Genomic DNA, 14,074 nt, shown 5'->3' with positions numbered 1-14,074 from the left:
CAGCCCTAGATCGGCAGCTGGGTGGTGGCTTTGATCTCTTCCATCGACAAAAGCGCGGTAACGTTGTGAATTTTCACCTCTTCGATCAGCGCCTGATAGAACTGGTCATAGGCGCGGGCATTGGGCACAAGCACCTTCAGGATATAGTCGATATCCCCCGCCAGACGATGCGCTTCCAGCACCTCAGGGCGCGCGCGCAGGGTCTCCAGAAACTTCAACTGCCAATCCGCATCATGCTCTGAAGTGCGGATCAGCACAAAGAAACAGGCCTCCAGCCCCAGCGCCTCGGGGTCCACCAGCACGGTTTCCCCCTTGATCACACCGGTTTCGCGCATTTTGCGGATGCGGTTCCAGACCGGCGTCTTTGAAGAGCCCACCTCGCGCGCGATCACGTCCAACGATTGGCTGGCATCACGCTGCAGTTGCTCAAGAATTTTGCGGTCAATTTTGTCCAATTTGGCGGCCATGGCTGCTCCGTGGGATAATCTTCCTGTATATGGTGGCAATACTTCTCTTAGAGGAAAAATATTCTAGCTGCCAGAAAAAGCGACGCGACCCCGTTCGCATACCACACCACGAGGACTTTTCGCCGCGTCCTCAGCGCTTTAGAAAGCTGTTAAAACGCGCCATCTTTCAACTGCCGGACTTTTGAATTGACCGATACTTCTGCCCCAGCCAAGCCCCACCTCCCCGACGCGCAGACCGTCACCGAGGTGACCCATTACACCGACCGTTTGTTCAGCTTCCGCTGCACCCGCCCGGCCAGTTTGCGGTTTCGGTCGGGTGAGTTCGTGATGATCGGCCTGATGGGCGATCCGCACCCCGAAACCGGCAAGCAAAAGCCGCTGCTGCGCGCCTATTCCATCGCCTCGCCCAGCTGGGACGAGGAGCTGGAGTTCTACTCGATCAAGGTGCCCGACGGCCCGCTGACCAGCAAGCTGCAGCACATCAAGGTGGGCGATGAAATCATCCTGCGCCCCAAGCCCGTCGGCACGCTGGTGCATGACGCGCTGCTGCCCGGCAAACGCCTGTGGTTCTTTGCCACCGGCACCGGCTTTGCGCCCTTTGCCAGCCTGCTGCGCGAGCCGCAAACCTATGAGGATTATGACGAGGTCATCATCACCCACACCTGCCGCGAGGTCGGTGAGCTGACCTATGGCGCTGAGCTGATCGAAAGCATCAAACAGGATGAAATGCTGGCGGAACTGATGGGCGAAGGCTTTGCCGACAAGATCCGCTATTATCCGACCACGACCCGCGAGGAGAGCCCCAAAATGGGCCGCATCACCGACCTGATGCGCTCGGGCGAACTGTACGAAGACCTTGGCGTGCCACCGCTGAACCCCGACACCGACCGCGCGATGATCTGCGGCAACCTGGCGTTCAACCTGGAACTCAAAGACCTGTTCGAGGCCGCCGGACTGGAAGAGGGCGCCAACTCAAAACCCGCCCAATACGTGGTGGAAAAAGCGTTTCTGGATTAAAGCCAGCGGGCCAAAGAAAAAGCCCCGCCTGAACCAAGCGGGGCTTTCTTGTCTGCAAAGCTGGGGGGCTTACATGCCCAAAGCAGCTTTCACGCGGGTCAGCGCCTGTTCCATCAGGACCGGGTTGTCCGCGGCATTGGTGACGGCGGTTTTCAACAGCTCTTTGCGCGCCTCGGTCAGACCAGAGCCGTCAATCATTTCGATGATCTTGTCGGCGTCAAATCCGTCTTTGGTCAACACATCCATCGGCGACATCGCATCCGCAGCGGCGTCCGCAGCCTCGGTTGCGGTTTCGGTCGCAGCCTCTGTGGCGTCGGTTGCAGCTTCGGTCGCAGCATCCGCGGCTTCGGTCGCAGCATCGGTGGCGCCCTCGACAGCGTCGCTTGCGGCGTCAGTTGCCTCTTGCATGGCACCTTCAGCGGCTTCTACTGCGTCCGAGGCGGCCTCGGTCGCTGTGTCCATTGCCTCTTCGGCGGTCTCGGTCACGGCGTCGGTCGCAGTTTCAACTGCGTCGGCCGCGGCGTCGGTTGCCTCTTCAGCGGTTTCGGTCGCGGCTTCCACGGCCTCTTCGGCGGCTTCGCTGGCAGCTTCAGCAGCTTCTTCAACCACATCAGTGGCCGACTCAGCTGCGGCACCTACCGCATCAGCGGCTTCTTCCAGGGCGCTGGGGGCTTCAACAGCAGCCTCGGATGCCGCCTGAGCATCTTCTGCCGGGGCTTCCATAGCCTGCTGACCCGAGTACCACACATAGCCCCCGATGCCGAGAGCGGCCAGGATTGCAACGGTGATCACAGTATTTTTCATTATGACTTCCTTCCTTGAACAGGTCCGTAACGAACCTGTGAGCTTTCATGACCAGATGTTAGGGGAAAGTCACGCCGCATTCCCCTGTTTGCGCAATCAAGGCAACGAACGGCCGATGTCGAATGCGGGTTGAAAGAACGGGGGGAGAGGTCTATTTTCCGGGCCAATCAGGCTAAACCACAGAAGGAACTCAGTCATAGCCCGCAGACCTCATAACGCGCCTCCTACGCGCGACACCGGCCCCCGCGTCAACGGACGCATCCGGGCTCCTGAAATCCGGCTTATCGGAGCCGAAGGCGAGAATGTCGGCGTTGTGACGCCGGAACGCGGGATGCAGCTGGCCGAACAAGCCGGGCTGGATATGGTTGAGATTTCGCCCAATGCGACCCCGCCGGTCTGCAAAATCATGGATTTCGGCAAGTTCAAGTACGAACAGCAAAAACGTGAATCCGAAGCCCGCAAAAAGCAGAAGATCATTGAGGTGAAAGAGGTCAAGTTCCGGCCCAACACCGACAAGCACGACTATGACGTCAAAATGCGCAATGTCTTCAAGTTCCTTGATAACGGCGACAAGGTGAAGGTCACTCTGCGGTTCCGTGGCCGCGAAATGGCGCACCTGAACCTGGGTCGTGAACTGCTGGAACGCGTCGCAGAAGACATCAAAGAGCACGGCAAGGTCGAAAACATGCCCAAGATGGAAGGCCGCCAGATGATCATGATGATCGGCCCGCTTCCCAAGTAAGCTCTGTCATCAAGCACTTCCAAAGCCCTCGCCCTGTGCGGGGGCTTTTTGGTTTCAGGCGATGTCGCGATCTCCACGCCACCATTTATAGGCGTCTGGAAAATCGAACCCGAGCGACACAAGGTCAATAATCAACAAGGCCCAAAGATAGGTCGCGAACCCGGCCGGCAGGTCCTGCGTGGTCACTTTGAAGGCCACCAGAACGACCAGCGGCACCCAGATCACCAGATGCGGGAAGGACATCGCTTTGGACAGGCCCCTCTCTTTGATCATGATCGCGACGTTCGGAAGCATTCCGCCAATCGACAACACGGCGATCCACACCCCGCCCGGGGCATCCAGAAACGCCAAAGCGGCCAGATTGATCGGAGCCAAAACGACCGCCACCCAAATCTGAACCCACAGCGGCAAGCGCAGAAAACTGCGGAAAATATCAAGAAACATAGCGACCCCTGTCTTGCGCCTGTGCAGGCTAGCAGGCGCACAGGTTTGGGGAACTCACATTCACGTGTGACTGGTGCTGGGCTTTGGGCAAAATTTAAGGCGCTGCGGAAGGGAGGCCCGCAGCGCCTTGATTTGTGCTTGGGGGAGGGAGGCCCCCCTTGCAACCCACGGCGCTGGGAAAAGACGCCGATCAGGAAAGCTTGCTGTCCGGGACGACGCAAAGCGCCGTGGCAAGCTATGGCCTAGATGTATGTTTGCAGCCCGGATTCAACCTTGATCCAGATCAAAATTCATTCACGAAACCATATGTTTGCCTGCGACAAACTGTTCACTGGTGGCGCAAGGCCTCGATTGGGTCCATGCGCGCGGCGCGGCGGGCCGGGAAAAACCCGAAAATCACGCCAACGCCGGCCGAAAATCCGAAGGCCAGCACCACGATGAACAGGTCCGGCGAGAATGGAATCGCCATCAAATGCGCCGCAAATGCCGCCAGCGACAGCCCCAGCAGAATGCCCAGCGCCCCACCCAGCAGCGACAACACCATGGCTTCGACCAGAAACTGCAACAGCACCTGCCCCGCCGTGGCCCCCACGGCCAGACGAATGCCGATTTCACGCGTGCGCTCGGTTACGGACACCAGCATGATGTTCATGATCCCGATACCGCCGACCAAAAGACTGACCGCAGCCACCGAAGACAACAGCCCCGCAAGCACGGCAGTGATCCCGGTCAGAATCGAGGCCAGCTGCGCCATGTCCATCACGCTGAAATCGTCCTCCTCGCCGCTGGAGATGCGACGCCGGTCGCGCAGCAGTGCCTCGATATCCTGCGTGGCGCGTTCCATGGATACGCCATCACGCACCGACAGATAGATCAATGCGACGTCATCATTGCCCGCGATACGGCGCTGATACGTCAACAAGGGGATGACCACGATGTCATCCTGATCCTCGCCCAGCGAAGAAACGCCTTTTTCCTCGAGGATACCGATCACCTCGCAGGCCATGTTCTTAACCCGGATTTCTTCACCCACCGGCGCGCGATTCCCGAACAGTTCTTCGCGAATGGTCACGCCAATCAGGCAGACTGCCCGCCCGCCCCGTTCTTCTGCATCCGAAAACGGTCGGCCAATTTCGACCGGCCACTCCATCGCATCCGACATGTCCCCGTTGGCGCCGATAATGCTGGTAAAGTGGTTTTCGCCGTCATAGATCACCGCCATCGCCGACATGGAATATGGCGCCGCCACGCGCACCACTGTCAGGTCCTCGATCGCGTCTGCATCGTCTTTTTTGAACGGTCGGTCCGAGGTGAACCCGCCATTGCGCATCCCGCCCGCGCCCGGCATCACCATCAGCGCATTCGAGCCAAGGCTTTCAACATCCTGCGTTACCTTTTCCTGAGACCCCTGCCCCACGGTGACCATCGCGATCACCGCGGCCACACCGATCACAATCCCAAGCACGGTCAGGAAAGACCGCATCGTATTGCGAAAAATCGCCTGTACGGCAAGGCGAAGGGTTTCCCAAAGCATCACGCGGCCCCTTTTTCATTGCGAATATCAGTGGCGATCCGCCCGTCGATGAAGTTCACAATCCGGTTGGCAAAGGCAGCCATATCATCTTCATGCGTGACCATGACGATGGTGATGCCATCTTCACGGTTAAGCGCGGTCAGCAACTCCATGATCTCGGTCGAGCGCGCACTATCGAGGTTCCCCGTGGGTTCATCCGCCAACAACACATCCGGCTTGCCCGCCAGTGCACGGGCAATGGCAACGCGCTGTTGTTGCCCGCCTGACAGCTCTGATGGGTCGTGGCTCCAACGGTCCTCAAGGCCGACCTTGTGCAGAGCCTCAAGCGCAAGCGCACGACGTTCGGCACGACCAAGCCCTTTGTAGATCAGCGGCAGTTCGACATTCTCCAGCGCCGAGGTCCGCGCCAGCAGGTTGAAGCCCTGAAACACGAAGCCCAGATAATTGCGCCGAAGCAATGCGCGCTGATCCGCGTCCAGCGCCGCCACATGCACGCCTTCAAACAGGTAGTCGCCGCTGCTGGGCGTGTCCAAACAGCCGATCATGTTCATCGCGGTGGATTTACCCGAGCCAGACGGCCCCATGATGGCGACAAAATCCCCGGTCTCAATGGTCAGGTCCACATCGCTCAGCGCATGCACCGCTGCCGCCCCGTGGCCGTAGACCTTGGAAATACCCCGCAACTCCACCTGTACCGGCCCCTGTGCCATTACTTGCCCTCGGTCTGTTCGGTGATCACCGCGTCCCCCGCAGACAACTCTCCGCCCGTCAGCTGGGTCCAACTGCCATCGCTCAGGCCGACCTCAACCGGCACTTCGACTGGCGCATCGTCACGCAAAACCCAGACCGAGGCCCCCGCCCCAGAGTCTGGCATCGCGCCGCTGGGCGGACCGGGCATGATCAGGCCCAACAAACCGCTGCCGCTCTCGCCGCCGTCTTCGGGCGTCAGAGGCGGGGCATAGCGCAACGCAGCATTGGGCACCAAAAGAACATCCGACAATTCGCGTACGGTGATATCCGCGCTGGCAGTCATGCCCGGGCGCAGCCGCAGGTCAGTATTGTCGATGGTCAGGATCGCCTTATAGGTCACCACGCCCGAGGTCTCTTCGGGGGCGAAACGGATCTGCGAGATAGTGGCCGGAAAAACGTCATCGTCATAGGCATCGACGGTAAACGTCGCCACGTTGCCGGTGGCGACCAAGCCAATATCGGCCTCGTCAATGTCCACGCGCAACTCCATGCTGGCCAAATCCTCGGCAATAGTGAAAAGCGTGGGCGCGGACAGGGCCGAGGCCACAATCTGCCCGGCATCCACTTCGCGTTCCAGAATGATCCCACGAATGGGCGATGTAATCACCGCCTTGGCCAGATCGGCATCGATCAGGTCCAGATTGGCCTGCGCCAACGCCCGGTCTGCATCCGCAATCTGCACATTGGCCGCGGCGCGCTCATAGGCGGCGCGCACCGCGATAAAGGACAGATGCGACGTGACCCCACGCGATTCCAGCTCCTCGGCCGAGGTGTAATTGTCTGCGGTTTCATGCAGGGTGACCTGCGCCTGTTCCAGACGGGCTTCGGCGGCGATCAACGCGGCCTCCTGTACATCGCGCGTGGCTTGCAGTTTGGTTACATCCAACCGCGCCAGCACCTGCCCCACCTCAACCGTGTCATTATAGTCGACCTCCACCGTGGCCACGGTGCCCGACAGTTCGGAGGAAATCTCGACCAGATTGGTCGGCTCAATCGTTCCTGTTGCGGACACCAGCACCGTCAGATCCCCGGTTTTCGAGGCTTCGGTCAGGTAGTCAACCTTGCCATCAGAACCGCCGGCACCGATGGCAAACCACAATGCTGCAACTGCAAGCGCCGCGATCGCGCCCCATTTCAACCAGACCGGGATCGCAGGCTTGTGCTGGCCCAGTTTCAGTGTCTCTTCAATGTCTGTTTTACGTCCCATATCCAGCTCCGCTGCCAATGAGAAATCCGTTAAAAACATGAACCAGGTGGTTCAGTTTTAACCTTTTGGACACTGGTTGGCACAATTTTACCTTGATCGGGATCAAGCACGGGCATTTATGCCCCATTCCGCCGCGTAAACGCGTGATGCGCACGCAAAAATACCTGCGCCCTTGCCAATTTTCGCCGCATTTGAACGGCATTCTAGACGGCAATCAAAACCCACCCGGACGAACATGGTGACGTAACGTAACCCGGGTAACGAGGCAGGTTCACAGTTGGTACGCGAAGAACATATCAAACAGGCGCCGTGGTTTCAGCGGCTTCACCAAGTCGGAGATGACAGGGGCTATTTTGAAACCCTGGGCACCGATCACGCCGCGATTTTCATCGACGAGACCCCCACCCTTCTGGTCAGTTTCGAAACCACCGATGGCTTTTCCGACGACGCCGACGCCATGCCCTTGGCCTATGATCTGGCCGAGGATGCGGGCTGGTCCATGCTGACCGTTCTAACCAATGGCGACACCTGGTTTCGCGATCCCGCCGTTTACGCCTTTTTCGACCGGCTGGTAGATGACGGCTTTTTCGAAGACTTCGACCGCGTCGTGTTTTACGGCGCCGGTATGTGTGGCTATGCCGCCTGTGCCTTTTCGGTTTCGGCCCCCGGGGCCACAGTGATTTCTATTGCGCCGCAGGCCACGCTGGACCCGCGCGTCACGGAATGGGATGAACGGTTTACCCAGCACCGCCGGATCGACTTTACCTCGCGCTATGGCTATGCGCCCGACATGCTCGAGGCCGCCCACCACGCCTTTATCCTGTATGACCCCTATATGCAGATGGACGCAGTGCATGCCGCGCTGTTCACCCGCCCCAACGTGACCAAACTGCGCTGCCGCTGGTTTGAATCTGATCTGGAAACCGATCTGAACAAAATGGGGGTTCTGCCCGAACTGATCGACGCCGCCTGCGAAGACACCCTAACCGAGGATGTCTTTCACCGGCTGTTCCGCACCCGCCGTCGCTATAAGCCTTATCTGCGCCGCATGGCAAACGGGCTTGAAAAACGCGAACGCCCCTATCTGAACGCGCTGCTGTGTCACAATGTCAGCTCGCGCCTGCGGGCACCGTTGTTCCGCAAGAAAATGCGTCAGTCGGCTGAAACTCTGGCCGAGGCTGGCCCCCTGCCCGCGTGGTTGGAAGAGGCGCTGAGCGACGAGTCCTAGAGCCCGCCTTCTTCCTCGATGAAGGCCACGATCTGATCCACCCCTTTGCCCGCTTTCAGCGCCGCCATCACAAAAGGCCGCGCGCCGCGGGCAGTCTTGGCATCGCTTTCCAGAAGGTCCGGGTCGACGCCCACGTAAGGCGCAAGATCGGTCTTGTTGATGATCAACAAATCTGACCGGGTCACCCCCGGCCCTTTTTTGCGCGGAATGTCCTGACCGGCGGCAGTATCAATCACATAGAGTGTCATATCAGCCAGTTCCGGACTGAAGGTCGCGGCCAGATTGTCACCGCCCGATTCAATCAGGATCACATCCAGATCGGGGATACGTTCGCGAAAAGCGGCGACCTCGGCCAGATTGATGCTGGCGTCTTCGCGGATCGCCGTATGCGGGCACCCTCCGGTTTCGACACCCTTGATGCGTTCCAACGGCAGGGCCTGTGCCCGCATCAGGTATTCGGCGTCCTCGGACGTGTAGATATCGTTGGTGATGACGGCGATGGAATACTTCTGGGCCAAGGCCCGGCACAGCTGTTCTGTCAGCGTGGTTTTCCCCGCGCCAACAGGGCCGCCGATGCCGATGCGCAAAGGTCCGTTCGGGCTGCTCATTCCTGACTTTCCTCTTCTGCGAACACCTCTAGGGCAGTGTTCAAGCCATTGATTGCACTTGGAAACCCACCATAGAGCGCCATTTGCCAGATCACTTCTGCAATTTCTTCCTGGGTTAGCCCCGCCTTGCGGGCCCCGGCGATATTGACCTTCAACTGAGGCGCGGTTTGCCCCCCAAGCGCCGTCAGGCTTGCAATAGTTGCGACATAGCGATCCCGCAAAGGCAGACCCGGGCGGGCATATTGGCGCCCATAGGCGAAGTCCACGATCCCTTCGGCCATTCCGGGCAACAAATGCCCATAGCGCGCCTCAAGCGCGGCTTCCATTCCGGGGTTAAGCTCCTCGGAAAGGGCGCGGCCTTTTTCGGTGCTGCTCATGTCTTGAATATCCTGACTTCCATGGTTTCGTGACGCATCGACGCCATATCACTGCCCAGCGCGGCACTGCCCAGATCATCCAACGTGGCCTGTGACGCGCGCGCAGCGACCCCTTCGATCACGCCGTGCAGACGTTTCAGCACCCGCTGACCATCGGTCTGCCCCAAGGGCACAAACCGCACCGCCGCAGACACCAGATTCGACGCAAACGCGTGCAGATAATGCGCCGCCACCTGAGGGGCGATCAAATCCAAACGCCGCGCTGCAATGCCAACGGCCACAGGCAAGGGCGCAGGCGGAGTCTGCTCGCCATAGATGCCGTTTACCGCGCTGGTAAAGGCCTGACCCTGCGCCTCAGCCTCTTGATAGCGTTCTTTGCTGGACGCAAGCGCGCGGGCCGTGTCCGCCATGTCCTCGCCCTTCAGGGCCAGACACAACAGGGTCGCATCGACCATGCCTGTCCCGTGTTCCAACACGGTAACCAGCCAGTCAAAAAGCGTATCGGCATCTGTAATGGCACCATCGTCGATCGCTTGTTCCAAGCCGTGGCTATAGGCATAGCCCCCCACCGGGAAGGCGGGCGACATCCATTGCATCAGGGTCAACAGGTCAGTGTTCAGCCCACATTCATCCATGGGAGTGACTGTGCCCATGATCATGCCCCATCGTGCGCCCGTGACCATAGGCCCCACCTTCGGGCGTAAAAGGCGCCTGTCGCGTTTCAACAGTTGCCCCAAGCTTGGTCAGCATATCGGCCAAGACGTGATCCGCGCGGATCAGCAGATGGTCCTCTTCGATCTGACAGGGGGTGTGGCGGTTGCCGATATGCCAAGCCAGACGGGTCAGGTTATCCCCGCTGACAGCCAGCAACGGTTCGGCCCCCGCGCGCACACCGATCAGTCGCCCGTCGTTCAGCACCAGTGCATCCATATGGTCAAGGCTTGTGGTTTCCGCCAGATCCACCAAAACGGCCATGCCGCCATCCGTGATCAGGCGTTTGCGGCGCAAAAATCGCGCCTCATAGTCCAGCGTCACCGTATCGGCGACGGGCTGGTGACAGTGCCGCAATACTTCATGTGCGGATGCCGCTTCGTTCGTCATGTGTCCCCCGGGATCAGGTCACGGCAGATTAACCAGACTTGGCCCCGGGCGGAAGGCAATTCGGCACATCACAGGGACGCGATGTGCCGGAGTGCTTAGATATAGTACAGCTCTTTGAAGACGTGATGCGCGATGTCTTCGCGCTTGATGCCGCGAGCTTCCAGTTCTTTATCCGACAGGCCGCTCAAATACTGCATTTGACGTGCGTATCGGTTGTTTTCAGCAACGGCTACGGCCAGTTTGCCAAACCACACGATGGGTGCGGCCAGGGCCGACAGAATATTCAGGCTGGGTTGTGTTACAGTGAGTGCCATTAGGAAACTCCTTTAAATTAGGTCGTTCCCTCCCTGTGGATAAGTGTAGGGAGGAAGAAGTGCGAATTCCAATGCCGTCTGCGCATAGCCGCGATGCAGTATTGGAGGATGAGATCATGCCGCGGCGCTGGTGCCTGCACCCAGATGCTGGACAACGTGATCAAGGATCGTGTCTCGGCGCAGCCCGCGTTTGGCCAGTTCGGTGTCGCTTAGCTGCTGCAATTGCTTCAGCTGCTGCATTGCCGCACGGCGTTCCAGATATGCGTTAAACCCCAGTCCCATCTCGACCATCAGCTGGTCCAGCAGGACGTCAGACGGTTCATACGCGTCAGATGTTTGTGTGTGTGCCATTTGGAAACCCTACAGAGTGTTTGGTTTCCTCCCATGGCGCTAACATGGCGTTTTGCATGCCAATGTGTACCCCGAAATGCTGCATAGCAGCATTGCGCCCGACGAAACGCGCCACGCGACTAAAGTCGCAAGCCCGGTTCTGCGGCCCCATGTTACACTTTCGCGCGGAGGACATAGACATGAACAAATTTGCACTGACGGGGGCGATCCTTTTTATCGCGGGTGCGGCTTTTGCCGAGCCACCCACCAAGGTCGAGGACGACCTTGGCGTGTTGAATCCCGAAGACACCGGTCGCGAGATGCTGATCCGTCGGATGGAAATGGGGATGATCGACTCTGTGACCTGCTCGATGGCGGTCAACGTCACCAAGAACGACGATCACGTTCTGGGCCGCAAGCTGATGAAAATGTGCGCCGACGCCGGGTTCACCAAATCTATGACATGGCTCAGCCAGTTGAACAACAACGGGCTGGGCGGGGAATATGACCCTGATGCCTCGGCCGAATGGGACCGCCGCGCCGCCGAAGCGGGCGATCCGGTAGGCAAGTTCAACCACGGCCTGAACCTGATGCGCGGCCATGGTACGTCGCAGGACGAAGAGCTGGGTCGCCAGTTTGTCGATGAAGCCGCCGATCAGGGGCTAGAGATCGCCCAGCGCCTGCAAGGTGCGGATTACGATCTGGATGAGGTCACCCCCGACGCAGACAACTGGAAATACGGGCCGATGTTCTGATCCGCACTGGCGGGTTATCTGTGGGTCAGGGCCAGTTTGACCCCCAGCGTGATAAACAGCGTTCCCAGAACCCGATCCAGCCACAGGCCCAGTTTTGGGCTGCGGCGCAGGCCGCGGGTCAGATGATCCCCCAGCAAGACCAGCGGCGGTTCAATACAGGCCGCAACGGCAATGATCAGGCTGCCGTGCAACATCAGCTGCGCCCATGTCGGGCCTGCGCCCGGCTCTATGAACTGCGGCAAGAAGGCCAGAAAGAAGATCGCAACCTTGGGGTTAAGCAAAGAAACCAGCACGCCCTGACGCCAGACCTGAACGGCGCGCTGCGGGGCTTTGGTGGGCACATCTGGGAGCAAGGCCCCGCCCGAAGACCGCAAGGCTTTGAGACCCAGATAGATCAAATACCCCGCCCCGGCACATTTCACCACGGCAAAAGCCAGCGCAGAGGACGCAAGGATCGCCGATAAGCCCAGCGCGGCAAACAGAACATGCACCAAGGCGCCGCTCCAGACCCCGACCATTGCACTGGCCCCGGCCCGTCGACCACCCCGCACGGTCTGCCCAAGGATAAAGGCGATGTCAGGACCGGGCGACAGGTTCAACAGAACCGCCGCCGTCAGAAACGTGGTCCAGTGCAAAAGCGAATAGTCGAACATGGTGCATCCGACCCCGGATCAGAACATGAAATACCGCTGTGCCATCGGCAATTCCGTCGCTGGTTCGCAGGTCAGCAACTCGCCATTGGCGCGCACCTCATAGGTCTCGGGGTTTACCTCAATGTCGGGCGTGGCGGCGTTCATCACCATGTCGGACTTGCCGATGTTGCGGGTGTTTTCCACCGCCAGCGTGTCCTTAGCCAGCCCAAGCTGCCCGCCGATGCCGCCTGCCTGCGCCGCAGCTGACACAAAGCTGACGGCAGAGCGTTCCACCGCGCGGCCCAGCGCGCCGAACATCGGGCGGGTGTAGACCGGCTGCGGTGTCGGGATCGAGGCGTTCGGATCGCCCATCTGCGCCACGGCAATCGTGCCGCCCAGCAGAACCATCTCGGGCTTCACCCCAAAGAACGACGGCGACCACAGCGACAGGTCGGCGCGTTTGCCTTCCTCAATGGAGCCAATATGCGCGCTGATCCCATGCGCAATCGCCGGGTTAATGGTGTATTTCGCCACGTAGCGCTTAACGCGCACGTTGTCGTTTTCGCCAGTCTCTTCTGAAAGACGCCCGCGCTGGACCTTCATCTTATGTGCGGTCTGCCATGTGCGGATGATGACCTCTCCGACGCGGCCCATGGCCTGACTGTCGGATGCGATGATCGAAAACGCGCCCATGTCATGCAGGATGTCTTCGGCGGCGATGGTTTCCTTGCGGATGCGACTTTCGGCAAAGGCGACGTCTTCGGGGATGGATTTGTCCAGATGGTGACAGACCATGAGCATATCCAGATGCTCTTCCAAAGTGTTCACCGTGTAGGGCCGCGTCGGGTTGGTCGAGCTGGGCAACACATGCTGTTCGCCAACAACCTTGATGATATCGGGGGCATGGCCGCCGCCCGCGCCTTCGGTGTGGAAAGCGTGAATGGTGCGGCCTTTCATCGAGGCCACGGTGTTTTCCACAAAGCCGCTCTCATTGAGCGTATCGGTGTGGATCATCACCTGCACGTCCATGTCATCGGCGACGGACAGGCAGCAATCAATCGCGCCGGGGGTGGTGCCCCAGTCTTCGTGCAACTTCATGGCGCAAGCGCCGGCGTTGATCATCTCAATCAGCGCGGCGGGCTGGCTGGCGTTACCCTTGCCAGCAAGGCCAAAGTTCATCGGCAACCCATCAAGCGCCTGAAGCATCCGGCCAATGTGCCACGGGCCCGGGGTACAGGTGGTGGCCAGCGTGCCATGGGCGGGGCCAGTGCCGCCGCCCAGCATGGTGGTCAGGCCCGAATGCAACGCATCTTCGACCTGCTGCGGGCAGATAAAGTGGATGTGGCTGTCAAAGCCGCCCGCGGTCAGGATTTTACCTTCGCCCGCGATCGCCTCGGTGCCGGGGCCGACGATGATATCGACACCGGGCTGAGTATCCGGGTTGCCCGCCTTGCCGATCTTGTGGATTTTGCCGTCTTTCAGGCCGACATCGGCCTTGTAAATACCGGTGTGATCCAGGATCAGCGCGTTGGTGATGACGGTGTCCACCGCCCCGCCTGCGCGGGTGGTCTGGGCTTGCCCCATCCCATCGCGGATCACTTTACCGCCGCCAAACTTGACCTCTTCTCCATAGGTGGTCAGGTCTTTTTCCACCTCGATCACAAGGTCTGTGTCGGCAAGACGCAGACGGTCCCCCGTTGTGGGGCCATACATATCGGCATAGGCAGCACGAGAGATTTTAGCGGGCATGTCTCACCTTCTTGG

At 59.6% G+C, this 14,074-nt stretch carries 18 protein-coding genes; 4 read left to right on the top strand and 14 right to left on the bottom strand.

Features of this window, described 5'->3' with window-relative positions; translation table 11 throughout:
- Nucleotides 1-5: 5 nt before the first annotated feature.
- On the bottom strand, nucleotides 6-467 hold the full coding sequence (locus tag ATO10_RS00720; protein ID WP_035246791.1) for an Lrp/AsnC family transcriptional regulator: 462 nt from the start codon (nucleotides 465-467) through the stop codon (nucleotides 6-8).
- 186 nt (nucleotides 468-653) lie between these two features.
- On the opposite strand from ATO10_RS00720, the gene ATO10_RS00715 reads away from it, so the two are divergent.
- Nucleotides 654-1,484, top strand: coding sequence for a ferredoxin--NADP reductase (locus ATO10_RS00715; RefSeq protein WP_035246789.1), 831 nt, complete (start codon nucleotides 654-656; stop codon nucleotides 1,482-1,484).
- A gap of 69 nt (nucleotides 1,485-1,553) precedes the next feature.
- Here the strand turns inward: ATO10_RS00715 and ATO10_RS00710 are convergent, their stop codons facing one another.
- The gene (locus ATO10_RS00710) at nucleotides 1,554-2,288 is read right to left on the bottom strand and encodes a hypothetical protein (RefSeq protein WP_035246786.1); all 735 of its coding nucleotides are present in this window, start codon (nucleotides 2,286-2,288) and stop codon (nucleotides 1,554-1,556) included.
- Between the two features lie 166 nt (nucleotides 2,289-2,454).
- Here ATO10_RS00710 and infC point away from each other — a divergent pair, with 166 nt between their 5' ends.
- A complete protein-coding gene (gene infC, locus ATO10_RS00705) occupies nucleotides 2,455-3,030 on the top strand; it encodes a translation initiation factor IF-3 (protein WP_474775242.1) in 576 nt (191 codons plus the stop codon).
- Between the two features lie 54 nt (nucleotides 3,031-3,084).
- Here the strand turns inward: infC and ATO10_RS00700 are convergent, their stop codons facing one another.
- The 4 genes from ATO10_RS00700 to ATO10_RS00685 form a co-directional block, all read right to left on the bottom strand.
- Nucleotides 3,085-3,474 carry a hypothetical protein gene (locus tag ATO10_RS00700; protein ID WP_035246780.1) on the bottom strand — a complete coding sequence of 130 codons (390 nt, stop codon included), beginning with the start codon at nucleotides 3,472-3,474 and terminating at the stop codon, nucleotides 3,085-3,087.
- Between the two features lie 328 nt (nucleotides 3,475-3,802).
- Nucleotides 3,803-5,008, bottom strand: a complete 1,206-nt coding sequence (locus ATO10_RS00695; RefSeq protein ID WP_035246778.1) for an ABC transporter permease — start codon at nucleotides 5,006-5,008, stop codon at nucleotides 3,803-3,805.
- Complete coding sequence (locus ATO10_RS00690; RefSeq protein WP_035246776.1) at nucleotides 5,008-5,718, bottom strand: ABC transporter ATP-binding protein; 711 nt, start codon at nucleotides 5,716-5,718, stop codon at nucleotides 5,008-5,010. The genes ATO10_RS00695 and ATO10_RS00690 overlap by 1 nt, the downstream gene beginning before the upstream one ends.
- Nucleotides 5,718-6,965, bottom strand: coding sequence for an efflux RND transporter periplasmic adaptor subunit (locus ATO10_RS00685; RefSeq protein WP_238323320.1), 1,248 nt, complete (start codon nucleotides 6,963-6,965; stop codon nucleotides 5,718-5,720). Before ATO10_RS00685 ends, ATO10_RS00690 begins: the two co-directional genes overlap by 1 nt.
- Before the next feature lie 277 nt (nucleotides 6,966-7,242).
- On the opposite strand from ATO10_RS00685, the gene ATO10_RS00680 reads away from it, so the two are divergent.
- Nucleotides 7,243-8,193 (top strand): hypothetical protein, encoded by a 951-nt coding sequence (locus ATO10_RS00680; protein WP_035246773.1) that lies wholly within the window; start codon nucleotides 7,243-7,245, stop codon nucleotides 8,191-8,193.
- Here ATO10_RS00680 and ureG read toward each other — a convergent pair.
- The 6 genes from ureG to ATO10_RS00650 all read right to left on the bottom strand — a co-directional run bounded on the left by ureG (nucleotide 8,190) and on the right by ATO10_RS00650 (nucleotide 10,944).
- Nucleotides 8,190-8,801, bottom strand: coding sequence for an urease accessory protein UreG (ureG, locus tag ATO10_RS00675; protein WP_035246770.1), 612 nt, complete (start codon nucleotides 8,799-8,801; stop codon nucleotides 8,190-8,192). The genes ATO10_RS00680 and ureG overlap by 4 nt on opposite strands.
- A complete protein-coding gene (locus ATO10_RS00670; protein WP_035246768.1) occupies nucleotides 8,798-9,178 on the bottom strand; it encodes a carboxymuconolactone decarboxylase family protein in 381 nt (126 codons plus the stop codon). Before ATO10_RS00670 ends, ureG begins: the two co-directional genes overlap by 4 nt.
- Nucleotides 9,175-9,798 carry an urease accessory protein UreF gene (locus ATO10_RS00665; RefSeq protein ID WP_035248198.1) on the bottom strand — a complete coding sequence of 208 codons (624 nt, stop codon included), beginning with the start codon at nucleotides 9,796-9,798 and terminating at the stop codon, nucleotides 9,175-9,177. Before ATO10_RS00665 ends, ATO10_RS00670 begins: the two co-directional genes overlap by 4 nt.
- A gap of 7 nt (nucleotides 9,799-9,805) precedes the next feature.
- Nucleotides 9,806-10,279, bottom strand: a complete 474-nt coding sequence (locus ATO10_RS00660; RefSeq protein ID WP_035246766.1) for an urease accessory protein UreE — start codon at nucleotides 10,277-10,279, stop codon at nucleotides 9,806-9,808.
- Nucleotides 10,280-10,374: 95 nt separating this feature from the next.
- The gene (locus ATO10_RS00655; RefSeq protein ID WP_051597868.1) at nucleotides 10,375-10,593 is read right to left on the bottom strand and encodes a DUF1127 domain-containing protein; all 219 of its coding nucleotides are present in this window, start codon (nucleotides 10,591-10,593) and stop codon (nucleotides 10,375-10,377) included.
- A 114-nt stretch (nucleotides 10,594-10,707) separates the two neighbouring features.
- Nucleotides 10,708-10,944, bottom strand: a complete 237-nt coding sequence (locus ATO10_RS00650) for a DUF1127 domain-containing protein (RefSeq protein WP_035246764.1) — start codon at nucleotides 10,942-10,944, stop codon at nucleotides 10,708-10,710.
- 179 nt (nucleotides 10,945-11,123) lie between these two features.
- On the opposite strand from ATO10_RS00650, the gene ATO10_RS00645 reads away from it, so the two are divergent.
- Entirely contained in the window at nucleotides 11,124-11,678 is a 555-nt protein-coding gene (locus ATO10_RS00645; protein ID WP_035246761.1) for a tetratricopeptide repeat protein, read from the top strand.
- Nucleotides 11,679-11,692: 14 nt separating this feature from the next.
- Here ATO10_RS00645 and ATO10_RS00640 read toward each other — a convergent pair whose 3' ends face one another.
- Nucleotides 11,693-12,331: a LysE family translocator gene (locus ATO10_RS00640; protein ID WP_035246758.1), complete on the bottom strand. Its 639-nt coding sequence runs from the start codon at nucleotides 12,329-12,331 to the stop codon at nucleotides 11,693-11,695.
- Nucleotides 12,332-12,349: 18 nt separating this feature from the next.
- Nucleotides 12,350-14,059 carry an urease subunit alpha gene (gene ureC, locus ATO10_RS00635; protein WP_035246755.1) on the bottom strand — a complete coding sequence of 570 codons (1,710 nt, stop codon included), beginning with the start codon at nucleotides 14,057-14,059 and terminating at the stop codon, nucleotides 12,350-12,352.
- Nucleotides 14,060-14,074 lie beyond the last annotated feature (15 nt).

The sequence above is a fragment of the Actibacterium atlanticum genome (genome assembly GCF_000671395.1).
GTDB classification, from domain to species: Bacteria; Pseudomonadota; Alphaproteobacteria; order Rhodobacterales; family Rhodobacteraceae; genus Actibacterium_D; species Actibacterium_D atlanticum.
The sequence above is the reverse complement of the archived record's forward strand: the minus strand, read 5'-3'. Positions and strand labels throughout refer to the sequence as shown.